Genomic DNA, 20975 nt, shown 5'->3' with positions numbered 1-20975 from the left:
CGCGACGGCAGCCGCAAGTCAAACACAGCCCCGCGCCCCTGGGGAGTTGCGCCTACGCGGCGCCTTCCAGTTTCTGCCCCTTCAGCAAGAACCAAGCCGCCAGCGCCGTCGCCAGGAGGACTGCGGCGCCTGCGCCCGAGGCCAGGTGGAGGCCGTGGGTGAAGGAGTCGCGGGCCGCGGTCAGCATCGCGGTCGCCGTGGGGGTGGGCATGGTCGTCGACGCCTCCACGGCCGCGCCCAGTGATTCATGGGCGGCGGCCGGGGTGCCCGGCGGGGCCGTGAAGCCGCGGTAGACGCCGGTCACGATCGACCCGAGCAGGGCGATGCCGAGCGCCGCGCCCAGTTCGTACGCCGTCTCGGAGACCGCCGAGGCGGCGCCGGCCTGGTCCTTGGGGACGCTGGAGAGGATGACGTCCGCCGTGACCGTGAAGGAGAAGCCCGCGCCGACGCCCACCACCAGCAGGGCGGCGCCGAGGACCGGGTAGCCGGTGGACTGCGAGAGGGTGGTCAGGGCCGCGAGGGCCACGCCCACGGCCGCCAGGCCGCCGGAGACCACCGCCCGTACCGAGTGACGGCGGGCCGCCCGGCCGGCCACCAGCCCCGCCGCCACCGCGCCGACCGCGGCCGGGAGTTCGGCGAGACCTGCCTCGAACGGGCGCCTGCCCTGGACCAGTTGCAGGTACTGGGAGAGGAAGAACACCAGGCCCGACATGCCGAGCACGGTCAGCAGGTCGGCCAGGACCGCGCCGCTGAAGCCGCGGTTGCGGAACAGCCGCATGTCCAACAGCGGCCTGGGCATGGTGAGCTGGCGGTGGACGAAGCCGTAGAGGGCCGCGCCGCCGAGCAGGGCGGTGGCCGCACTCACGCCGGTGAGGCCGTGGGTCGCGGCCTCCTTCACCGCGTACACGACGGCGATCATGCCGACCAGCGACAGCACGACGCTGCCCAGGTCCCAGGGGCCGGGGTCGGGGTTGCGGGACTCGGGGAGCGTCCTGGCGCCGACGAGGACCAGGACCACCATCACCGGCACGTTGATCAGGAAGACCGAGCCCCACCAGAAGTGTTCGAGCAGGAAGCCGCCCACGATCGGGCCGATGGCCGTACCGGCCGAGGCCGCCGCGCCCCAGATGCCGACGGCGAGGCTGCGCTCGCGCGGGTCGTGGAAGAGGTTGCGGATCAGGGCGAGGGTCGCGGGCATCAGGGTCGCGCCCGCGACGCCCAGCAGGGCGCGGGCCGCGATCAGCATCCCGGGGGTCGTCGCGTACGCGTTCAGGACGGATATCGCACCGAACGCCGCCGCGCCGCAGAGCAGGATCCGCTTGCGGCCGATGCGGTCGCCGAGGCTGCCCATCGAGACCAGCAGCCCGGCGATGACGAACGAGTAGACGTCACCGATCCAGAGCAGCTGGGTGCCGGAGGGGTCGAGATCTTCGCTGATGTAGGGGGTCGCGAGGCCGAGGACGGTCGCGTCCACGGCCACCAGCAGCACGGCGAGCACGAGAGCGGAGAGGGCGAGCCAGCGGCCCGGCCGCGTCTCCTCCGCCTCCGCGACGCGCGCCGGCTGCACGGTGCTGGTCATGATTCCTCTCTTCGTCGTGCGCCGCCGAGCAACAGCTCGACGATCATGTGGGTGAAGTCGTTGCGGGCGACCCGGCCTTCGGAGACCGCCCAGGCGGCGGAGGCCAGCAGGCCGTACAGCGCCTCGGTGAGCCAGGCGGGCGCGAGGTCGATACGGAACTCGCCGCTCTGCTGGCCGCGTCGGAAGAGGGCCGCGATGCGGTCGTCGATACGGGCCCAGCCCTGGTTCTGCCCGTCGCCCTCGAACAGCTGGTTCTCGGTGTAGAGGAAGGCGAGCAGGCCGGCGGCCGGTTCGATCTCGCGGACCAGGCGGTGTACGGCGTCGGCCGCCGGGCCCTCGTCCAGGCGGGCGGCGTCCAGGGCCGCCTCGCACTCCTCGATGCCGAGCGCCTCCAGGGCGCGGACGAGCGCGTCGCGGCCCGCGAAGTGCCGGTGCAGGGTGGCCCGGCTGATCCCGGCGGCCTTGGCGACCTCGTCCATGGTCGCGGTGGATTTGCGGGTCAGCAGGGCGGCAGCGCTGCGCAGGACGTGGTCGCGATCGAGGGCCATGAGACAAGAGTAGCCCACATGAGACACTGATGTCTCATTATTGGCACGCGTGACTCAGAGAGGGCGGATCAGGGGTCGCGTCAGTGCCAGGGCAGGCTGCCGCGTCGCTCCCAGTAGGCGCGCGGTTCCTCGGCCAGAGCGGCGAGCCGGGTCAGCTGGTCGGCATCAAGGTCGACCACGGCCGCGTGGAGGTTGGAGTCGAGCTGACCGAGCGTCGCCGCGCCGGAGAGGACCACTCCGGTCCAGGGCTCGCGCAGGACCACCGCGAGGGCGACGGCGTCGGCGCCCAGGCCGGTCTCCTCGGCGACGGCCTTCAGGACGGCGGGAGCGTGCGGGGCGGCCAGGCGGCCGTTGGCCATGCCCTCCTTCACGATCACCGTCAGTCCGGCGTCGTGCGCCTCGGCGAGAGCCGGGCCCGCCGAGGTCTCCAGGGCGTTGTACGTCGACTGGACGGTACGGAAGAGGGGCTCGCCGTCGACCGTGACGGCGAGGGCGGCGCGGATGGCGTCTGCCTGGGCGGGCCCGCTGGTGGAGAAGCCGATGGTGAGGCCGGTGGCCGCCGCCTCGGCGAGGCGGGCGTGGAGTTCCTTGTCGGTGAGGGCGGGGCTGTCCGGGGTCACCGAGTGGATCTGGTAGAGGTCGAGCCGGTCGCCGAGCAGCTCGGCGGTCTCGGCGCGCTGACGGTCGTACGTCTGCAGGCTGTGGTCCTTGACCTCATGCGTCTCGGCGTCCGCCGACCAGCCGGCCGTGTAGGTGTAGCCCCACTTGCTGCCCACGACGACGTCCTGGATGTCCGGGTGGGCGGTCAGCCAGCCGGCCAGGAACTCCTCGGAGCGGCCGTAGGAGCGGGCCACGTCGAAGTAGCGGACGCCCTGGGCGTAGGCGGCGTCGAGGAGTTCGTGCGTGCGGGAGCGGAGGGCGCCGACGCTGCGGTCCTCGCCGAGGTCTTCGTCGCGGCCGAGGTTGATGTAGCCGGGGCGGGCGACCGCTGCGAGGCCGAGGCCGAGGTGCGCGGTGGGCGTGGTCACGGTGGCCAGGCGGCTGAACGGCATGGGGGCTCCCGGCACGGTCGGCGTAGGGGATCTCACCTCAGGAGAGGGATCTCGCACCAATCTACCCAGTCCCGCGCGGTTCGGTCTTGCGCCGGGAGCCGCCGCCGCACGACAGGCCCGCACTGTTTCACTCCGGCGGTCCCGACTCGAAAGCGTTCACCATGGGGAGGCACTCACCATGTCTGTGATCTTCTTCGACATCGGAGAGACCCTTGCGGATCCCCAAGTGGACCCCGACGGCTCGCTGAGTCTGCGGCCCCGGCCGCGTGTCGTCGCCACGCTCGACGCCCTCCGCGAGGTGCGCAAGGGCATCATCTCCAACCCCGGGTCGGGCGAAGGTGCCGCAGCGCGGGCAGCGGGCGCGTTGGCGCAGGCGTTCCCCGGCCGTTTCACCGACGAGGCCCTTGTGCACTGGGGCACGAAGAACAGCCGGGAGATCTTCGACCGGGCAGTCGCGAGCACAGGGGGTGCGACAGCGGACGACTGTGTCTTCGTGGGCGAGAACGCCCAGGAGCGCGCGTTCGCCCGGGAGGCGGGGATGCGTACCGCGACGCACCCGGTGTTCACCCTGGCCGCGATGGAGAACCGTCCCGTGTTCCGGGCGCGGATCGGAGTGCCGGGGGGCCAGGACCAGGCGGCGTTGACCGCGGCCATGAACAGGACCGAGGCCGTTCCCGTGCAGGTCGTCTCCGGGCGACTCGTGGTGGCCATGGTGACCACGCGGGGCACCGAAGTGCTCGAGCGCGCCGGTTTCACGGTGGACGTGCAGGGAGAGGTGGAGGAGCTGGCGGGCACCGAGAAATTCGTCAGCGACCTGCTGGCCCGCGGCGAGGCGGTCTTCGAGGGTGAGGAGCCGACGCCCGAGACGACGCACGTGATCAAACGCGAGGACGACGGACGGCTCACCGTCCGTCGCCTGCGTTTCTTCCGATGAACGCGGTCCGGGAACTCAGTCGAAGCACCGCCGGACCAGGGCCAGGCCCTCGCCGGTCGTGTTCCGCGTGATCTCGTGCGTCTTGAGCCGGGAGGGGCTGTCGTCGGCGAACGACGTGGCGGAACGGTGCTCCGCGGGCACCTGGACCCGGCCGCGGCGGAAGAGGTCCTCGAGGTACGACGTCGCGACGCGCTCGGGGTCGGAGGGCCGCACCGAGCCGCCAGCGGGGTCGGAGCCCGCGACGCCGAAGCGTCGCTCCTGCGCCGGGGCGGCGAGGGTGAGCGGCTGGGTGACGCCGTACGTCGTCCCCTGGACCGTGACGGGCGTCAGTCCCTCGTCGTCTCCACCGCCCGGCATCGACTCGGCGATTCCGGGGCCTCGGCGTGCCACCTCCGGCTCGGTGACGGATGCGGCGGCCTCCAGGGAGAGGATGCCGTGCCGGATGAACGCCGAGCGCAGGGACTGGCCGTACATGCCGCCGTTCCGGCGATGGTCGGCGGCGATCATGTGAGCCGCAATCTGCGCGTAGTAGGCGGACACCACGGGTGCGGCGACGACCGCGTCCACCAGCAGCTGTCCCGCGATCTCGGCCGCCCTGCCCAGACCGGCCTGGTCCTGCAGGTCCTGCTGGTGGAAGATCCCCGCAACGATCTTCAGGAACGCGCCGCTGAACACCCGGGAGAACGAGTGCGGCTCGCTGGAGAGTCTGCTGGCGGGCTCGTTCGGCGACAGCAGCACCGGGTCGCGGTAGAAGAAGCTGTTCGCCATGTTGCGCAGGCAGTCCGGGTCCACGGCGTTCGGGTGGCCCTGGCGGATCGCCCAGCCCAACTGCTCGGCCGTCCTGGACACCCGGGAGGACAGTTCGAGGTCGCTCTGCGTCTCGGCCAGTACCGCGGTCCGCAGCGATTCCAGCTGGAGCGAGCCCAGCAGGGCGCTGATGTCGCCGAACGCCTCGTGGAGGGCGGCCGTCTCCGCGCTCGCCATGTTGAACAACTGGGGGCGCAGGGCGTCGAGGACCGCGTGCCCCGCCTCGTGCTGGACGACCTCGTTGCTCTCGCACGCGGCGACATTGACGCCTGCCACCGTGCGGCGGAAGAACCACAGGCCTTTACGGTCGTAGAAGGCGTTCAGGTCGTCCCCTGCGTTGAGGTGGGCCGTGAGAGCGCGCCCGACCTGCGGATGCCACTTCGTTCCGGTCGGAACCAGCGGACCCCAGGTCTGGCTGGCCCGGCTGAGCGAGTCGGCCGCCACCCAGTAGCGAAATGCCTCGGTGCCGGGCCCCGCGCTGTCCGGCTGCGGCGCGGTCTCCGCGATGGCCATCGGGAAGGGCTGGGCGTCCAGATGCGGGATGGGATGCGGTACGGGCATGTTGATGTGCAGAGGATCTCCGCCGGGGTCGTCCTCGAACACCAAGACCATCGGCATGGTCGCTTGCTGTGGCTGCACCGTCATGGCGGCTCCATGTGGGGGTGGGATCGGGGTGGGTGACGGAAGACACCGAATAGGCACTTTTGCCCAAAAATGTCCCCTGCCTCAGTACGAGGCCCCCGTAGCCCGGTGTCAATTCGAACAGGAGCAGGCGGAGATGCCTCCGAGGGGCAGCGGCAGCGGCTGGGCCGGCCGTCCCTCCTGGCCCGCGCCCGGTGCGCACAGGCCGCTGATCGCGGCGAGGCCGGCCGCCAGTCGGGGGACGGGGGCCCGGCATCCGGGTCCCACCGGGTTCTCCGGGTCCCTCCTCCGGATCCCTCCTCCGGGTTCACCGGGCGGAGCCGAGACTCTCTCACCGGACAGCGTGAAGGGCCCGGACAGACAACGTGTCCGGGCCCTTCAGGATGCGCTGGGCTAGGCCGTCCTGGCCGCCGCCCAGCCGTGCTGTGCCGCCACGTCCGCCTTGACCTCCGCCAGCTGCACTGCCACCGCGCTCGGTGCCGTACCGCCACGGCCGTTGCGGGAGGCAAGGGCGCCCGGGACGTTGAGAACCGTCCGCACCTCCGGGGTCAGGTGGGCGCTGATCTTCGCGAACTGGTCGTCGGTCAGCTCGTCCAGTTCCTTGCCCTCGGCCTCTGCCGCCTTGACGCACTCGCCGGCCACCTCGTGGGCGACGCGGAACGGGACGCCCTGCTTGACCAGCCACTCGGCGATGTCGGTGGCGAGGGAGAAGCCGGCCGGGGCCAGTTCCTCCATGCGCTCGCGGTTGACGGTGAGGGTGGCCATCATGCCGGTGAAGGCGGGGAGCAGGACCTCCAGCTGGTCGCAGGAGTCGAAGACCGGCTCCTTGTCCTCCTGGAGGTCGCGGTTGTAGGCGAGCGGGAGGGCCTTGAGGGTGGCCATCAGGCCGGTCAGGTTGCCGATCAGGCGGCCGGACTTGCCGCGGGCCAGCTCCGCGATGTCCGGGTTCTTCTTCTGGGGCATGATCGACGAGCCCGTGGAGAAGGCGTCGTGCAGGGTCACGAAGGAGAACTCCTTCGTGTTCCAGATGATGATCTCCTCGGCGATCCGGGAGAGGTTCACGCCGATCATCGCGGTGATGAAGGCGAACTCCGCCACGAAGTCGCGGGAGGCCGTGCCGTCGATGGAGTTCGCGGAGCTGCCGTGCTCGAAGCCGAGGTCGGCGGCGACCGCCTCCGGGTCCAGGCCGAGGGAGGAGCCGGCGAGGGCGCCGGAGCCGTACGGGGACACCGCCGTGCGCTCGTCCCACTGGCGCAGCCGCTCCGCGTCCCGGGTCAGGGACTGGACGTGGGCCAGGACGTGGTGGGCGAAGAGGACCGGCTGGGCGTGCTGGAGGTGGGTGCGGCCGGGCATCGCCACGTCCGGGTGGGCCTCGGCCAGGCCGATCAGGGCGTCCTGGAGGTCGGCGATGAGGCCGCCGATGACGCGGGCGTGGTCCCGCAGGTACATCCGGAAGAGGGTCGCCACCTGGTCGTTGCGGGAGCGGCCGGCGCGCAGCTTGCCGCCGAGGTCGGGGCCGAGGCGTTCCAGGAGGCCGCGCTCCAGGGCGGTGTGCACGTCCTCGTCGGCGATCGTGCCGATGAAGGTGCCCGCGGCGACGTCGGCCTCGAGCTGGTCGAGGCCCTCGATCATCCGGGTCAGTTCGTCCTCGGTGAGCAGGCCCGCCTTGTGCAGCACGCGCGCGTGGGCACGCGAGCCGGCGATGTCGTAGGGCGCGAGCCGCCAGTCGAAGTGGACGGACGCGGACAGCTTCGCCAGGGCCTCGGCGGGACCGTCGGCGAAACGGCCGCCCCAGAGCCGTACGTCACCGCTGTTGCTGCTCACTTGCGTTGCTCCTAGAGAGATACGGATGTGGCACCGCCTCCCCGGCCATGAACGGGGAGGCGGTCGTCACGCTACTGCTTGGGCCAGGTCACGTCGGGCTACGCCCGCAGTTGACGCTGCGCGGCGATCTTCGACGACAGGCTGTAGATGTCGATGAAGCCCTTGGCCGCGGCCTGGTCGAACGAGTCGCCGGTGTCGTAGGTGGCGAGGTTGAAGTCGTAGAGGGAGGAGTCGGAGCGGCGGCCGGTGACGACCGCGCGGCCGCCGTGCAGCGTCATGCGGATGTCACCGGAGACGTGCTGGCTCGCCTCTTCGACGAAGCCCTCCAGGGCGCGCTTGAGCGGGGAGAACCACTGGCCGTCGTAGACGAGTTCGCCCCAGCGCTGCTCCACCTGCCGCTTGTAGCGGGCGAGTTCGCGCTCGACGGTGACGTTCTCCAGTTCCTGGTGGGCGGTGATGAGCGCGATCGCGCCCGGCGCCTCGTACACCTCGCGGGATTTGATGCCGACCAGGCGGTCCTCGACCATGTCGATCCGGCCGACGCCCTGGGCGCCGGCGCGCTCGTTGAGCTCCTGGATCGCCTGGAGGACGGTGACGGGCCTGCCGTCGATCGCGACCGGGGCGCCCGCCTGGAAGGTGATGACCACCTCGTCGGGGTCGCGCGGGGTGGCCGGGTTCTGGGTGTACTCGTAGATGTCCTCGATCGGGCCGTTCCAGATGTCTTCCAGGAAACCGGTCTCGACGGCGCGGCCGAAGACGTTCTGGTCGATGGAGTACGGGGACTTCTTGGTGGTCGCGATCGGGAGGCGCTTCGCCTCGCAGAAGGCGATGGCCTTGTCGCGGGTCATCGCGTAGTCGCGGACCGGGGCGATGCAGGTCAGGTCGGGGGCGAGGGCGACGATGCCGGCCTCGAAGCGGACCTGGTCGTTGCCCTTGCCGGTGCAGCCGTGGGCGACCGTGCCGGCGCCGTGCTTGCGGGCCGCGGCGACCAGGTGCTTGACGATCGCCGGCCGGGAGAGGGCGGAGACCAGCGGGTAGCGGTCCATGTAGAGGGCGTTGGCCTTGATCGCCGGGAGGCAGTACTCCTCGGCGAACTCGTCCCTGGCGTCGGCGACCTCGGCCTCGACCGCGCCGCACGCCAGGGCGCGCTTGCGGATGACGTCCAGGTCCTCGCCGCCCTGGCCGACGTCCACCGCGACGGCGATGACCTCGGCGCCCGCCTCCTCGGCGATCCAGCCGATGGCGACGGAGGTGTCCAGCCCGCCGGAGTAGGCGAGTACGACGCGCTCGGTCATGGGTCCCTCCTCCCGTACATCCACTTGCTATGCATGAGTATGCAGAGCTCTGCATGATTCGTCAATCCGACGGAGTTCGGCAGACGGATATGAAAAAGGTTTGAACAAACGAAACCGCTTTCTCGTACCCATCCCTGAACGCCGGCGCCGCGTTTGTAAACCCACCTCTGACCCAAGTGAGGCATCCGCATGTCCAGGGCTCTTCCTAAGTACAACAAGCGTCGCGTCGTGCTCGTCGGCGGCGCTGTCGCCGTGGCGCTCTCCGGTGCGGTCATCGCCGGTTCGGCCCTCGCCGGTACGCCCAGCAAGAGCAGTGGCACGAGCAACGCGCGCACCTTCGCCGCCTCGCCCGGGACCATCACCTGCCCGGACGTCGCCTCCCAGCTGCCTGCGGTGCCCGCCTCCGCGAAGGCCGAGGTCGACCGCAACCTCACGCTCCTCCAGACGCAGATCACCGAGGCCAACAAGCGGCTGGTCGACACGGTGGGCCAGGGCGGCCCGAACTTCGTGAACAACGCGATCCTCGGCCCCCTCAAGGACAAGCGGGTGTCGACCATCGACCGGATCGCCATCGCGATCGGCCGTACCTCCACCAAGCCGACCGGCCTGGACTCGCTGGCGGCCTGCACCCTGAACGCGAGCGGGACGAGCACGAACACGGGCAGCGGTACGGCGACGGGTACCTCCTCGGCCGCGCCCAGCACGGCCGCGACCCAGCAGTCGACGGGCAGCACCGGCAGCACGAGCACGAGCACCAGCGCCGTCGGCACCATCACCTGCCCGGACGTCGCCTCCCAGCTGCCGGCGATCCCCGCGTCCGCGCAGGCGGAGGTCGACCGCAACCTCACCCTGCTCCAGACGCAGATCTCCGAGGCCAACAACCGGCTCCAGACCACGGTCGGCCAGGGCGGCCCGAACTTCGTGCAGAACGCGATCCTCGGCCCGCTGGAGGACAAGCGGAAGTCGACCATCGACCGGATCGCCATCGCGATCGGCCGGACGTCGACCAAGCCGACCGGCCTCGACTCCCTGGCCGCCTGCACGCTCACCAAGTGACGTGACAGGCAGCTGTGGCCGCCCCGTGTACAGCGCCGGCCGGGGCGGCCGCAGTGGGACCCGTCCGGATCCCGGAATCCCTTAGACGTGCGAAGTAACTGCGCCGATAATTTCCAGGTATGGGAAAGACCTATGAGCGCATCGACGGCAGGCTCCGCACGTTCATCGAGGAACAGCCCCTGTTCTTCACCGCCACCGCCCCGCTCGCGGGCGACGGCACGGTCAACCTCTCCCCGAAGGGCCTGCGGGGCTCCTTCGCGGTGGTCGACGAACTCACCCTCGCCTACCTGGACTTCGCCGGCTCCAACGCCGAAACCATCGCCCATCTGCGGGAGAACGGACGCATCACCCTGATGTGGTGTGCAGGGCCCGCCGAACATCGTGCGGGTGCACGGGCGCGGTGAGGCGCTCTTCCGCGACGACCCCCGTTTCGGGGAACTGCTCACCCGTTTCCCGGACATCGACCCGACCCGGCACGGCCTGCGCGCGATCATCGTCGTACACGCCGAACTCATTCGCGACAGCTGTGGTTACGCGGTCCCCTACATGGCGTACGAGGCCGACCGCGAGCTGCACGGGAAGCGCTTCGCGCGCGAGGACGACGTCACGCTGAGCGCGTACTTCGAGAAGAAGGACCACATCGCGGTGAGCCTGGACGGCCTACCCGGGCTGCCGTTGCCGCTGCCTCCGTCTACCGTCTGAGCCATGCGTCCAGGCGTCGTCGTCACTGTTGTCTCCGCGTCCCTGCTGTTGCTCGGCGCGGCACCGGGAGGCGGCGACGCCTCACCGCTGCCCGCGAGCATGGCCGACACGGGCGGCGGCACCCAGCTGATCACTGCCGAGGCGTCGGCCCTGAGCTCGACGTCGGGGACCCTGACCTGGTGGGAGCGGCGGGACGGGGAATGGGTGCAGGTGGGGTCGACCGCCGCGCGGTTCGGCGCGAAGGGGCTGGTCGAGGGCGCCGAACGGCAGCAGGGTACGAATACGACGCCGACGGGGCTGTACGACCTTCCGTTCGGGTTCGGCCTCCAGGCGGCACCTGCCGGGACCGCCGTCGAGTACCGGCCGGTGACGGCGGACTCGTGGTGGTGCCAGGACAACGACTCGACCTCCTACAACCGTTGGGTCGAGCCGCTGCCGGCCGACTGCCGGGCCGCCGAGGCGGAGAAGCTGTCGGCGTACACGTCGCAGTACGCGTACGCGCTGGTCGTCGGGTTCAACTACCAGCAGCCGGTGCGGGGGCGGGGGGCCGGGATCTTCCTGCATGTCAACGGGGCGGGGGCTACGGCCGGGTGCGTCTCGGTGCCGGAGGATGCGATGCGGCGGATTCTCCAGTGGGCGGATCCGAAGAAGGGGCCGCATATTGCCATCGGGACGGTGGGCGGGGATACGGCTCTTACCCGGTATTGAGGGTGCGGTTGCGCCGTCGGGGTGCGGTGTGGTGGCGTGTGCGGGCCGTCGTGGGCTGAGCGCGCCCACGCGGCGGAGCCGCAAATTGATACAGCCCCGCGCCCCTAGGGGGTGACGGTTGCCGTCAGCTTCACGGTGAACGTCGTTGACCCTGGAGTGCTCTCCAGCGTCACCGTCCCCCCGTGTGCCTCCACCACCGCCGACACGATCGACAGGCCCAGGCCCGCTCCGCCGCCGGGGGCGTCCGGGCGGCGGCGGTGTTCTGCCCGGGTGAAGCGTTCGAAGACGCCGGGCTGGATGTCCGGCGGGATGCCGGGGCCGTCGTCGTGGACCTGGAGGGACGCGGCTGTGCCGTCCGTCTCCAGGGTCACCGTCACCTTCGTGCCGGCGGGGGTGTGCAGACGCGCGTTGGCCAGCAGGTTGGCCAGCACCTGCTGGAGGCGGTGGCTGTCGCCCGTCACCGTCACCGGCTCTTCGGGGAGGTCGAGGGTCCAGCGGTGGTCGGGGCCGGTGGCTCGTGCGTCGGTGACCGCGTCCAGGACGAGGTGGGTGAGGTCGACCGGGTGGCTCTCCAGGGGTCGGCCGGCGTCCAGGCGGGCCAGGAGGAGGAGGTCGTCGACCATCTCACCCATGCGGGAGGACTCGGCGGCGATGCGGTGCAAGGCCCGGGTGACCTCGGGGGGTACCGGGCCCGGGTGGAACAGCGCCAGTTCCGCGTGGCCGCGGACCGAGGCGACCGGGGTGCGCAGTTCGTGGCTGGCGTCGGCGGCGAAGGTGCGCAGGCGTTCCTCGCTGGCATGGCGTTTGGTGAGCGCGTCCTCGACGTGGCCCAGCATGCGGTTGAAGGCGGTGGCCATCCGGCCGACCTCGCTGCGCGGGTCGGACTCGGGGGCGCGCGGCGGCAGGGCCACCTCGCCGCTGGCGAGCGGGAGTTCGCTGACCCGGGTGGCGGTGTCCGCGACACGGCTCAGCGGGCGCAGGGACCAACGGACCCAGAGGGCGCCGGCCACCCCGGCCACGGCGAGAGCGAGGCCGAAAACGCCGGCGGCGACCAGTTCCAGGCGGTGCACGGTGGCCCGTACCGGCTCCAGGGGCAGGCCGGTGACCAGGATGTCGCCGTCGCGGCCGGTCCAGGCCAGGAGGCGGTAGGCGCCGATCGAGGAGAGGCGGACCGTGTGGCCGCGGCCGTCCACCGGCAGTGCCGCGAGGGCCGCTCGGTCGTGGCCGGTGAGGGCGACGGTCAGGTCCGGGTCGGCCCCGGAGGGGATCAGGGCCGCGTTGGTGACCCGGCCCTTGAGCAGTCGGGCGCCGAAGGTGCCGGTGGCCTGGCGGCGGGTGTCCCCGTGCTCGTCGCCGTCCCGGTCGCTGGGCTTGAACTTCCCGTGTTCGAGGGACTGCGGGAAACTCGGACCGGTCTGCTGGAGCTGCTGGTCCAGGCGCCCGGTGAGGAAACCGTCCAGTTCGACCACCGCGGCGACGCCCACGGCCGCGCAGCTCACCGCCAGCAGCACCACCAGGCCCGCGGTGAGGCGGGCGCGGAGGGTGCGGGGGCGGGGCAGGTGCCGTAGCCGTAGCCGTAGCCGTCGTAGGAGATTCACCCTGGTCACCTGGTCACCTGGACACCTGCGGCACCGGTTTGAGGACGTAGCCCGCGCCGCGGACCGTGTGGATCATGGGTTCGCGGCCCGCGTCCACCTTCTTGCGCAGGTAGGAGATGTACAGCTCGACGACATGGGCACGGCCGCCGAAGTCGTAGGACCAGACGCGGTCGAGGATCTGGGCCTTGCTGAGGACGCGGCGCGGGTTGCGCATCAGGAAGCGGAGGAGTTCGAACTCGGTCGGGGAGAGCTCGATCAGCTCGCCCGCCCGGGTGACCTCGCGGGCCTCCTCGTCCATGGTCAGCTCGCCGACGACCAGCCGGGGGCCGTCCTCCTGCTGGCGGGCCATGCCGGCGCGGCGCAGCAGGCCGCGCAGCCGGGCGACCACCTCCTCCAGGCTGAACGGCTTGGTGACGTAGTCGTCGCCGCCCGCGGTGATGCCGGCGATGCGGTCCTCGACGGCGTCCCGGGCGGTGAGGAAGAGCACGCAGACGTCCGGCTTGACCTGGTGCAGCGAGCGGAGCACGGCGAAGCCGTCGGTGTCCGGGAGCATCACGTCGAGGACCACCGCGTCCGGCAGCAGCTCCCGGGCCGCGGCCAGCGCGGCCGCGCCGTCGCCGGCCTCGCGGACCTCCCAGCCCTCGTAGCGCAGGGCACCGGTGAGCACCTCCGCGAGGTCGGGGTCGTCGTCGACGACGAGGACGCGGAGCGGGGTGCCGTCGGGTCGGGTGAGGGCGGGGCGGCCGGAGCGGGTCGTGTTCATCGCGTCTACCAGCATCGCTCCTGCGGGAGACGAGGGGGGACCCCGGGTGCTCTGAGTTTGCTCTGAGTGCGCTGAGCGGGGCGGGGACTGATAGGTCCCTCAGAGGTTCGGGCTGCACAGTGGCGGCACAGAACGGAGAAAGGACCCCCCTCATGACGACCGTGGACGAACGGCGCAGGGCACCCGCCGTGCCCGCCGTGGCCACGCGCCGCTCCCCCGCGGGTGCCGTGCTCGCCCTGCTGTGGGCCGGGGCGGCGGCCGTGGTCCTGCTGTGGTGGTCGGACACCGGCTCGGTCGTGGGTACGGCGGGCTGGCTCACCGGGGCCGGGCGGATCGCCGGTCTGCTGTGCGGATACTCCTGCGCGGTGCTGGTCGGCCTGATGGCCCGGGTGCCGCTGCTGGAGGTCCGGGTCGGCTCCGACCGGGTGGCGCGGTGGCACGCGATGGCCGGCCGCTACACGGTCTGTCTGCTGGTCGCGCACATCGTGCTGATCCTCACCGGGTACGCGGCCCAGGACCACGCCTCGATCGTCCACGAGACGCTGAACGTCGTCCTGGACTACCCCGACATGCTGAAGGCGACCGCCGGGACGGTGATCCTCTTCGCCGTCGGCATCACCTCGATGCGCGCGGCGCGCCGTCGTACCAGCTACGAGTTCTGGTACTACGTCCACCTGCTCACCTACGCGGCCGTCTTCCTGGCCTTCTTCCACCAGCTGACGCTGGGCAACGACTTCAACGGCAAGCCGGTCGCCACCGCCTTCTGGTACGCGCTGTACCTGGGGGTCGCGGCGCTGGTGCTGTGGTTCCGGATCCTGGCGCCCGTGCGGCTCAACCTCCGGCACCGGCTGCGCGTGCACTCCGTGCAGAAGGAGGCGCCGGGCGTGTACTCGGTCGTCGTCCAGGGCCGGCGGATCGGGGAACTGGGCGCGCAGGCCGGGCAGTTCTTCCGCTGGCGCTTCTTCGGCGGCGACGGCATGGGCTGGGCGTCCACGCCGTACTCGCTGTCGGCGCCGCCGCGCGGCGACCTGCTGCGGATCACGGTCAAGGCGCTCGGAGACCACAGTACGGCCGTGGCGCTGCTGCGCCCCGGTACCCGGGTGTGGGCGGAGGGCCCGTACGGCGCCCTCACCGCGGACCGGGCCGGCAGTCACCGGACCCTGCTGATCGCGGCCGGCGTCGGCGTCACCCCGCTGCGGGCGCTCTTCGAGACGCTGCCCGGCGAGGTCACGCTGCTCTACCGGGCGCGCACCGCCGCGGACCTGGCGCTGGGCGGCGAACTGGAGGCGATCGCACGCTGGCGCGGGGCCCAGGTGCTGTACGCCCTCAACGGCCCGCGGGGCGAGCGCCCCGCCCTGACGGCACAGTCGCTGCGGGCGACCTTCCCGGGCCTCGCCGGCTACGACGTGTACATCTGCGGTCCGCACGGCTTCGCGCAGGAGCTGTACGGGGCGCTGCGCGCCGCCGGGGTGCCGGACCGCCGTATCCACCACGAGTCATTCGAACTGTGAGAGCTGTGAGAGCTGTGGGAGCTGTGGGAGCTGTGGGATCCGTGAGAGCTGCGAGGCGCCTGTCGTGCACGCACTGAACAAGAACCGGCCGCTGCGCCGCATCATGCTGGCGAGTGCCGCCACCGTCTCCGGGATAGTGATGCTGCTGGCGCTGAAGCCGCACACCGCCCCGACCGTGATCGCCGGCTCGACGGCCCCCGCCCCGTCGGCCGCCGCGAGCGCCTCACCGGGCGCGAGCAGCGGCTCGGGCAGCTCCAGCAGCTCGGGCAAGTCCGGGAGCAGCAGCACCGGCACCAGGACCGTCACCGGGGACACCGTCCAGACCCGCTGGGGCCCCGTCCAGGTGAAGGTGACCATCAAGAGCGGCAGGATCACCGACGTCACAGCGCTCCAGTACCCGCAGGACAACCCCCGGGACCAGCAGATCAACAGCTACGCCCTGCCAGAGCTGCGCAGCGAGGCACTGGCGGCGCAGAGCGCGAGCATCGACACCGTCTCCGGGGCCACCTACACCAGCCAGGGATACCAGCAGTCACTCCAGTCCGCACTGGACTCCGCAGGTCTCTGAACACTCGGGCAGTACGGCACGTATCTGTGGGCCAAGGGTCAATTCCCTACGGAGGAACCGTGACCACCACGCTCGCAGGCGGACGTGCCGCCCGACGACAGACGATGCGCCGCATCCGCCCGCGCCGCTCCCCGGCAGTTCCGCTGCTGCTCGCCGTATGGGCGGGCGCGGCGGCCGTGCTGTGGCTGTGGTGGCACAACACCCCGTCCATCGCCGACCAGAACGGCAAGATCCTCAACGCGGGCCGGATCACCGGCCTGCTGGCGGGCTATCTGATGGCACTGGTGGTGCTCCAGATGGCCCGGGTGCCCGCGCTGGAGCGCCGGGTCGGCTCCGACCGCGTCGCCCGCTGGCACGCGATGAGCGGCCGCTACACGCTCTGCCTGGTCTTCGCGCACGTCTTCCTCATCATGTGGGGCTACGCGCTGCAGGCCGGCAAGACGCTGAACGACATCGTCCAGCAGACCATCGACTCCGTGAACCAGCTCCCCGACATGGGCAAGGCGGCCATCGGCACCGGCCTGTTCGTGGTCATCGGCCTGACCTCGATCGGGCCGGTGCGGCGCCGGATGCCGTACGACACCTGGTACCACGTGCACCTGCTGACCTACGCGGCGGTGTTCCTGACCTTCTGGCACCAGATCACCACCGGCAACGACTTCGCCCTCACCCCGATGGCCAAGACCTTCTGGTACGGGCTGTACGGCATCGTCACCGCGCTGGTCGTCTGGTACCGGATCCTCACCCCGATCCGGCTCAACCTGCGGCACCGGATGCGGGTCGAGGCGGTCATCGAGGAGACGCCGGGCATCGTGTCGGTGCTGATCGGCGGGCGCAAGCTGCACCGGATGGGCGCGGAGGCCGGCCAGTTCTTCCGCTGGCGGTTCATGGCCCCCGGGATGCGGTTCAGCTCGCACCCGTACTCCCTGTCGGCGGCACCCCGCCCCGACATGTTGCGGATCACCGTCAAGGCGATCGGCGACCACAGCGCGCGGCTGCGCGAACTACGGCCCGGTACCAGGGTGTGGGCCGAAGGGCCGTACGGGGCGATGACCGCGTCCCGGCGCAGCCGCGGCAAGGTCCTGCTGGTGGCGGGCGGCGTCGGGATCACGCCCATGCGGGCGCTGTTCGAGACGCTGCCCGGCGCCGCGGGCGACCTGACCCTGCTCTACCGGGCCAACACCACGCAGGACCTGGCCCTCTGGGACGAACTGGCGAAGATCGCCAACGAGCGCGGGGCCCGGCTGATGTACGCGGTCAACAGCCCGGAGGGCGAGCGGCCGGACATCTCCGCGGAGAACCTCCAGCGGAAGATCCCGGACATCGACAACCACGACGTCTTCATGTGCGGCCCGCCCGGGTTCGCGCAGGGCGTGTACGAAGCACTGCGCGGCGCGGGGGTTCCCGCCCGCCGCATCCATCACGAGTCGTTCGAGATGTGAGCGACGGGACCACACGGGAATCCAGGGAATCGGGAGTTCGAAAGCGATGAGGAAGAGTCACCCCATCAGGCGTGTGGTGCTGGCCACTGCGGCGACCGTGTCCGGTGTCGTGCTGCTGCTGTCGCTGAAGCCGTCGTCGGACCCGGCGTCCGCGTCGGCGGCGGGCGCGGCCCCGTCGGCCGCGGCGGCGGGACAGGAGTCGCCGCAGGGCGGCACCGGGGCCGCCGGGAGCACGACGGTGGACGGGGACGCGACCCAGACGCAGTACGGGGTCGTGCAGGTCCGGCTGACCGTCGCCAACGGGAAGATCACCCAGGCCCAGGCGATCCAGGCGCCAAAGGGCGGCACCAGCGACCAGAAGACCGCCCTGTCGGTGCCGCAGCTCAACAAGGAGACGGTGGCGGCGCAGAGCGCGAACATCGACTCGGTCTCCGGGGCGACGTACACGAGCACCGGGTACAAGCAGTCGCTGCAGTCGGCGCTGGACAAGATGAAGGAAGCGAGCGCTTCTTCTTCGTCTTCGTCGGGCTCGTCCTCCTCGTCCTCGGGGTCCGCGCAGGCGCAGGCCAAGACGGTGACCGGGCAGGTCGCGCAGACCCAGTACGGGCCGGTCCAGGTCCGGATCACCGTCTCCGGCGGGAAGATCACCAAGGCGGAGGCGGTGCAGGCGCCCAGCGGCGGCACCAGCGACCAGAAGACCGCGCTCTCCGTCCCGAAGCTCAACCAGGAGGCGGTGGCGGCCGGGAACGCCACCATCGACTCCGTCTCCGGCGCCACCTACACCAGCACCGGCTACAAGCAGTCGCTCCAGTCGGCGCTGGACCAGGCCGGTGGCTGAGGCCGTGGCCGAGTCCGCGGAAGCTCCCGCCGCGGTGCGTCATGCGGAGGAGGTCATGGGGACCGTCTTCTCCTTCGACGTCCGCGGCGGGGATCCGGATGCCGTACGGGCGGCCCTCGAAGAGGCGGTCGCCGGGTTGCACCGGGTCGACGAGGTGTTCAGCACGTACCGCGAGGACAGCCAGGTGTCGCGGCTGGCGCGGGAGGAGATCGGCGTCGCCGACTGCGATCCCGAGGTGGCCGAGGTGCTGGAGCTGGCGGCCGAGGCGGAGCGGGTGAGCGACGGCTGGTTCAGCACGCGCTACCGGGGCCGGCTCGATCCCACCGGGATCGTGAAGGGCTGGTCCGCCGAGCGGGCGGCGCAGACGCTGACGCGGGTGCCCGGGGTGAGCGGGGTGAGCGTGAACGGCGGCGGCGACGTCCAGATGTTCGGCGCGCCGGAGCCCACGCGGGCGTGGCGGGTGGGGATCGCCGATCCGTTGCGCCCGGGTGGGCTGGCGGCGGTGATCTCGGCGGCGGGGGTGGAGGAGTTGTCGGTCGCCACGTCCGGTACGGCGGAACGGGGCGCCCACATCGTCGATCCGCGGACGGGCAAGTCGGCGGTGACGGACCTGGTGGCGGTGACGGTGGTGGGCCCTCGGCTCACGTGGGTGGACTGCTGGGCCACGGCGGCGTTCGCGATGGGGTCGCGGGCCGGGCTGTCCTGGCTGGAGTCGCTGCCGGACGTGGAAGGGCTGCTGATCACGGCCGGCGACGAGGTGCGCTGCACCGGGGGACTGGCCGCGCGTCTGGGCTGAGGTGGGGGGTGGGGACGCTTACCGGCGCTTGCAGGGTGCCGCTGCGCCCACCCGTGCCGCCCTGCGGCACGCCTGCCCGCAGTTAGGTTTTCAGGGGCGCGGGGCTGTATCTGATGTGCGGCTCCGCCGCGTGGGCGCGACCAGCGCCTTCGGCTATGCGGGGCACGGCTGGGGAGCGCCCCGTCAGGGGCGCGGGGAACTGCGCGAGCAACCCCCGCCGGCCCGTAGTCGAACTGTCGCCGCAATTTTTTTCATTTTGTCCCGCAAAACGCCATCCATCCCTCCCTTTCGGCCGTACCCCCTGTGAAGCAAGTTTCGGGAGGAACACCATGGCCGTCTTCAGCAACCTCATGCCGTTCAACCATCGGGACCGCGACCGCGATCACGGCGACCGTCACGGCCACGACCACGGTCACGGTCACGACCACGGTCACGATCATGACCGCAACGACCGTCACGGTCACCGGCACGACCACGGCGACCGGCACGACCACGGCCGCTACTGACCACACCTGAAGGCGGAGCGGACCGGCCACGGGTCAGCCGGTCCGCTTCGCCGTCGGTCTCCCAGGAACCCTGTCATGGCGCATGTACTGCGGCGTCTGCTGTCCTTCGGCGAACCCACCGACACCGTGGTCGCGGCCGCTCCCCCGGTCCCGCCGCGCGAGGTCTTCCGGCGGTTCTGGCCGTACACCCGAGGCGCCCGCCGCTGGCTGGTACCGCTCGTCCTGCTGGGCCTGACCTCCCCCGCCGTCGACGCCGCGGAGCTCTGGCTCTTCAAGTTCGTCGTCGACGACGTACTCGTCGCCCGGCAGTTGCGGCCTCTGCTGTGGATCGCGCCCGCCTATCTGGGCCTCGTCCTCTGCTCCGGTGCCCTCGGCTTCGCCGACGACGTGACGTCCACCTGGGTCGGCGAACGCTTCCTGCTCACGCTGCGCTCCGAGGTGTTCCGGCATGTCCAGGGGCTCTCGCTCGGCTTCTTCGAACGGCGACGGCTCGGGGACGTGCTGTCCAGGGTCACGGGCGATGTCGACGCGGTGGAGACGTTCCTGCTCTCGGGTGTCGCGGACGCCCTCTACTACGTGATCAGCCTGGGCGTCTACCTCGGCCTGCTGGTCTACCTCCGCTGGGACCTGACCCTGCTCGCCCTCGTCGTCGTACCGCTCTTCTGGGCCGCGGCCCGGCGCTTCTCGCGGCTGGTCAGGGCCGCTTCACGGGAGCGCAGGCGCCGCGGCGGGGCGCTCGGCGCGATCGCCGAGGAGTCGCTGGGCAACGTCGTACTGGTGCAGGCGTACAACCGGCAGGCGTGGGAGGCGGGCCGCTTCGAGCGGGAGAACACCGGCCGGTTCCGGGCGGCGATGGCCTCGGCGCGGATCCACGCGGTGTACGCACCCGTGGTCGAGTTCGTGGAGGTGGCGGGCGGCCTCGCGGTACTGGCGCTCGGCACCTGGAAGCTGGCCCAGGGCCAGCTCACGCTGGGCGGACTGCTGGTGTTCCTCGCGCTGATCGGCAAGCTGTACAGCCCGGTCCACGGGCTGTCCGGGCTCGGCTCCACCTTCTACTCGGCCTCCGCCGCCGCGGAACGGATCATCGAACTGCTCGACGAACGGCCCCAGGTGACCGAGGCGCCCGGGGCCCGGCGGATCCGCCGGGCCCGGGGTGCGGTGGAGTTCGACGGGGTGTGGTTCCGCTATCCCGGTACGGCGGCCTGGGCGCTGTCGGACGTGTCCTTCCGGGCGGCTCCCGGGGAGACGCTGGCGCTGGTCGGGGCGAGCGGGGCGGGCAAGTCCACGCTCGCGAAGCTGCAGTTGCGGTTCTACGACCCCGACCGGGGCGCGGTCCGTCTCGACGGGGCCGATCTGCGCGAACTCAGCCTGACCGACGTCCGGGAGAACATCGCCGTGGTGTTGCAGGAGACGCTCGTCTTCCACGGCACCGTGCGGGAGAACATCGCCTACGGCCGGCCGGCGGCCACGGAGGCGGAGATCGTCGCGGCGGCCCGGGGCGCCGACGCCGACGAGTTCATCGAGCGGCTCCCGGACGGCTACGCCACGCTCGTCGGACAGCGCGGCCGGACACTCTCCGGCGGACAGTGCCGGCGGCTGGCGATCGCCCGGGCGATGATCCGGGACGCGCCGGTGCTGCTCCTGGACGAGCCGACCGCCGGACTCGACGCCCGCTCGGCGCGGCGGGTCATGGAACCGCTGCGCCGGCTCATGGCCGGGCGGACCACCGTGGTCGTCTCGCACCAGCCGGCCGCCGTCCGCGACGCCACCCGGATCGTGGTGCTCGACCACGGCCGGGTCGTCGAG

At 71.4% G+C, this 20975-nt stretch carries 18 protein-coding genes and 1 pseudogene; 10 read left to right on the top strand and 9 right to left on the bottom strand.

What is annotated here, in order from left to right:
- Nucleotides 1-52: 52 nt before the first annotated feature.
- From ACWGKQ_RS36950 to ACWGKQ_RS36940, 3 genes are all read right to left on the bottom strand, one after another.
- Nucleotides 53-1579, bottom strand: a complete 1527-nt coding sequence (locus tag ACWGKQ_RS36950) for an MFS transporter (protein ID WP_453296417.1) — start codon at nucleotides 1577-1579, stop codon at nucleotides 53-55.
- Complete coding sequence (locus tag ACWGKQ_RS36945; protein ID WP_453296416.1) at nucleotides 1576-2127, bottom strand: TetR/AcrR family transcriptional regulator; 552 nt, start codon at nucleotides 2125-2127, stop codon at nucleotides 1576-1578. The genes ACWGKQ_RS36950 and ACWGKQ_RS36945 overlap by 4 nt, the downstream gene beginning before the upstream one ends.
- An 80-nt stretch (nucleotides 2128-2207) precedes the next feature.
- Entirely contained in the window at nucleotides 2208-3179 is a 972-nt protein-coding gene (locus ACWGKQ_RS36940) for an aldo/keto reductase (RefSeq protein ID WP_453296415.1), read from the bottom strand.
- 178 nt (nucleotides 3180-3357) lie between these two features.
- On the opposite strand from ACWGKQ_RS36940, the gene ACWGKQ_RS36935 reads away from it, so the two are divergent.
- On the top strand, nucleotides 3358-4113 hold the full coding sequence (locus ACWGKQ_RS36935) for an HAD family hydrolase (protein ID WP_453296414.1): 756 nt from the start codon (nucleotides 3358-3360) through the stop codon (nucleotides 4111-4113).
- Between the two features lie 15 nt (nucleotides 4114-4128).
- On the opposite strand, the gene ACWGKQ_RS36930 is transcribed toward ACWGKQ_RS36935, so the two are convergent.
- From ACWGKQ_RS36930 to ACWGKQ_RS36920, 3 genes are all read right to left on the bottom strand, one after another.
- Complete coding sequence (locus ACWGKQ_RS36930; RefSeq protein ID WP_453296413.1) at nucleotides 4129-5565, bottom strand: hypothetical protein; 1437 nt, start codon at nucleotides 5563-5565, stop codon at nucleotides 4129-4131.
- A 390-nt stretch (nucleotides 5566-5955) separates the two neighbouring features.
- Complete coding sequence (argH, locus tag ACWGKQ_RS36925) at nucleotides 5956-7386, bottom strand: argininosuccinate lyase (RefSeq protein WP_453296412.1); 1431 nt, start codon at nucleotides 7384-7386, stop codon at nucleotides 5956-5958.
- A gap of 98 nt (nucleotides 7387-7484) precedes the next feature.
- The gene (locus tag ACWGKQ_RS36920; RefSeq protein ID WP_453296411.1) at nucleotides 7485-8681 is read right to left on the bottom strand and encodes an argininosuccinate synthase; all 1197 of its coding nucleotides are present in this window, start codon (nucleotides 8679-8681) and stop codon (nucleotides 7485-7487) included.
- 189 nt (nucleotides 8682-8870) lie between these two features.
- Between ACWGKQ_RS36920 and ACWGKQ_RS36915 the strand changes: the two genes are divergently transcribed.
- From ACWGKQ_RS36915 to ACWGKQ_RS36905, 3 genes and pseudogenes are all read left to right on the top strand, one after another.
- Nucleotides 8871-9737 carry a hypothetical protein gene (locus ACWGKQ_RS36915; RefSeq protein ID WP_453296410.1) on the top strand — a complete coding sequence of 289 codons (867 nt, stop codon included), beginning with the start codon at nucleotides 8871-8873 and terminating at the stop codon, nucleotides 9735-9737.
- 119 nt (nucleotides 9738-9856) lie between these two features.
- Nucleotides 9857-10439, top strand: a pseudogene (locus ACWGKQ_RS36910) (pyridoxamine 5'-phosphate oxidase family protein).
- 3 nt (nucleotides 10440-10442) lie between these two features.
- On the top strand, nucleotides 10443-11147 hold the full coding sequence (locus ACWGKQ_RS36905) for a L,D-transpeptidase family protein (RefSeq protein WP_453296409.1): 705 nt from the start codon (nucleotides 10443-10445) through the stop codon (nucleotides 11145-11147).
- 104 nt (nucleotides 11148-11251) lie between these two features.
- Here the strand turns inward: ACWGKQ_RS36905 and ACWGKQ_RS36900 are convergent, their stop codons facing one another.
- Nucleotides 11252-12754 (bottom strand): sensor histidine kinase, encoded by a 1503-nt coding sequence (locus tag ACWGKQ_RS36900; protein WP_453296408.1) that lies wholly within the window; start codon nucleotides 12752-12754, stop codon nucleotides 11252-11254.
- A 4-nt stretch (nucleotides 12755-12758) separates the two neighbouring features.
- Nucleotides 12759-13508: a response regulator transcription factor gene (locus ACWGKQ_RS36895; RefSeq protein ID WP_453296456.1), complete on the bottom strand. Its 750-nt coding sequence runs from the start codon at nucleotides 13506-13508 to the stop codon at nucleotides 12759-12761.
- A 152-nt stretch (nucleotides 13509-13660) separates the two neighbouring features.
- On the opposite strand from ACWGKQ_RS36895, the gene ACWGKQ_RS36890 reads away from it, so the two are divergent.
- The 5 genes from ACWGKQ_RS36890 to ACWGKQ_RS36870 all read left to right on the top strand — a co-directional run bounded on the left by ACWGKQ_RS36890 (nucleotide 13661) and on the right by ACWGKQ_RS36870 (nucleotide 18663).
- Nucleotides 13661-15019: a ferredoxin reductase family protein gene (locus ACWGKQ_RS36890; RefSeq protein WP_453296407.1), complete on the top strand. Its 1359-nt coding sequence runs from the start codon at nucleotides 13661-13663 to the stop codon at nucleotides 15017-15019.
- Between the two features lie 64 nt (nucleotides 15020-15083).
- On the top strand, nucleotides 15084-15587 hold the full coding sequence (locus tag ACWGKQ_RS36885) for an FMN-binding protein (RefSeq protein WP_453296406.1): 504 nt from the start codon (nucleotides 15084-15086) through the stop codon (nucleotides 15585-15587).
- A gap of 59 nt (nucleotides 15588-15646) precedes the next feature.
- A complete protein-coding gene (locus ACWGKQ_RS36880) occupies nucleotides 15647-17029 on the top strand; it encodes a ferredoxin reductase family protein (RefSeq protein WP_453296405.1) in 1383 nt (460 codons plus the stop codon).
- Between the two features lie 46 nt (nucleotides 17030-17075).
- Nucleotides 17076-17867: an FMN-binding protein gene (locus tag ACWGKQ_RS36875; RefSeq protein ID WP_453296404.1), complete on the top strand. Its 792-nt coding sequence runs from the start codon at nucleotides 17076-17078 to the stop codon at nucleotides 17865-17867.
- A 55-nt stretch (nucleotides 17868-17922) separates the two neighbouring features.
- Nucleotides 17923-18663: an FAD:protein FMN transferase gene (locus tag ACWGKQ_RS36870; RefSeq protein ID WP_453296455.1), complete on the top strand. Its 741-nt coding sequence runs from the start codon at nucleotides 17923-17925 to the stop codon at nucleotides 18661-18663.
- Between the two features lie 251 nt (nucleotides 18664-18914).
- On the opposite strand, the gene ACWGKQ_RS36865 is transcribed toward ACWGKQ_RS36870, so the two are convergent.
- On the bottom strand, nucleotides 18915-19157 hold the full coding sequence (locus ACWGKQ_RS36865; RefSeq protein WP_453296403.1) for a hypothetical protein: 243 nt from the start codon (nucleotides 19155-19157) through the stop codon (nucleotides 18915-18917).
- An 87-nt stretch (nucleotides 19158-19244) separates the two neighbouring features.
- On the opposite strand from ACWGKQ_RS36865, the gene ACWGKQ_RS36860 reads away from it, so the two are divergent.
- The coding region (locus ACWGKQ_RS36860; protein ID WP_453296402.1) for an ABC transporter ATP-binding protein at nucleotides 19245-20975 on the top strand (1731 nt) is incomplete at its 3' end.

This window comes from Streptomyces sp. NPDC054770 (assembly GCF_053611985.1).
This window is presented reverse-complemented; position numbering and strand designations above follow the sequence as displayed.

Bases quoted from the DNA above. Each gene is read 5' to 3' on its own strand.
- ACWGKQ_RS36875 (WP_453296404.1), top strand. From the start codon at position 17,076: ATGAGGAAGAGTCACCCCATCAGGCGTGTGGTGCTGGCCACTGCGGCG.
- ACWGKQ_RS36950 (WP_453296417.1), bottom strand. From the start codon at position 1,579: ATGACCAGCACCGTGCAGCCGGCGCGCGTCGCGGAGGCGGAGGAGACG.
- ACWGKQ_RS36870 (WP_453296455.1), top strand. From the start codon at position 17,923: ATGGGGACCGTCTTCTCCTTCGACGTCCGCGGCGGGGATCCGGATGCC.
- ACWGKQ_RS36935 (WP_453296414.1), top strand. From the start codon at position 3,358: ATGTCTGTGATCTTCTTCGACATCGGAGAGACCCTTGCGGATCCCCAA.
- ACWGKQ_RS36915 (WP_453296410.1), top strand. From the start codon at position 8,871: ATGTCCAGGGCTCTTCCTAAGTACAACAAGCGTCGCGTCGTGCTCGTC.
- ACWGKQ_RS36905 (WP_453296409.1), top strand. From the start codon at position 10,443: ATGCGTCCAGGCGTCGTCGTCACTGTTGTCTCCGCGTCCCTGCTGTTG.
- ACWGKQ_RS36920 (WP_453296411.1), bottom strand. From the start codon at position 8,681: ATGACCGAGCGCGTCGTACTCGCCTACTCCGGCGGGCTGGACACCTCC.
- ACWGKQ_RS36940 (WP_453296415.1), bottom strand. From the start codon at position 3,179: ATGCCGTTCAGCCGCCTGGCCACCGTGACCACGCCCACCGCGCACCTC.
- ACWGKQ_RS36945 (WP_453296416.1), bottom strand. From the start codon at position 2,127: ATGGCCCTCGATCGCGACCACGTCCTGCGCAGCGCTGCCGCCCTGCTG.
- ACWGKQ_RS36930 (WP_453296413.1), bottom strand. From the start codon at position 5,565: ATGACGGTGCAGCCACAGCAAGCGACCATGCCGATGGTCTTGGTGTTC.
- ACWGKQ_RS36895 (WP_453296456.1), bottom strand. From the start codon at position 13,508: ATGAACACGACCCGCTCCGGCCGCCCCGCCCTCACCCGACCCGACGGC.
- ACWGKQ_RS36890 (WP_453296407.1), top strand. From the start codon at position 13,661: ATGACGACCGTGGACGAACGGCGCAGGGCACCCGCCGTGCCCGCCGTG.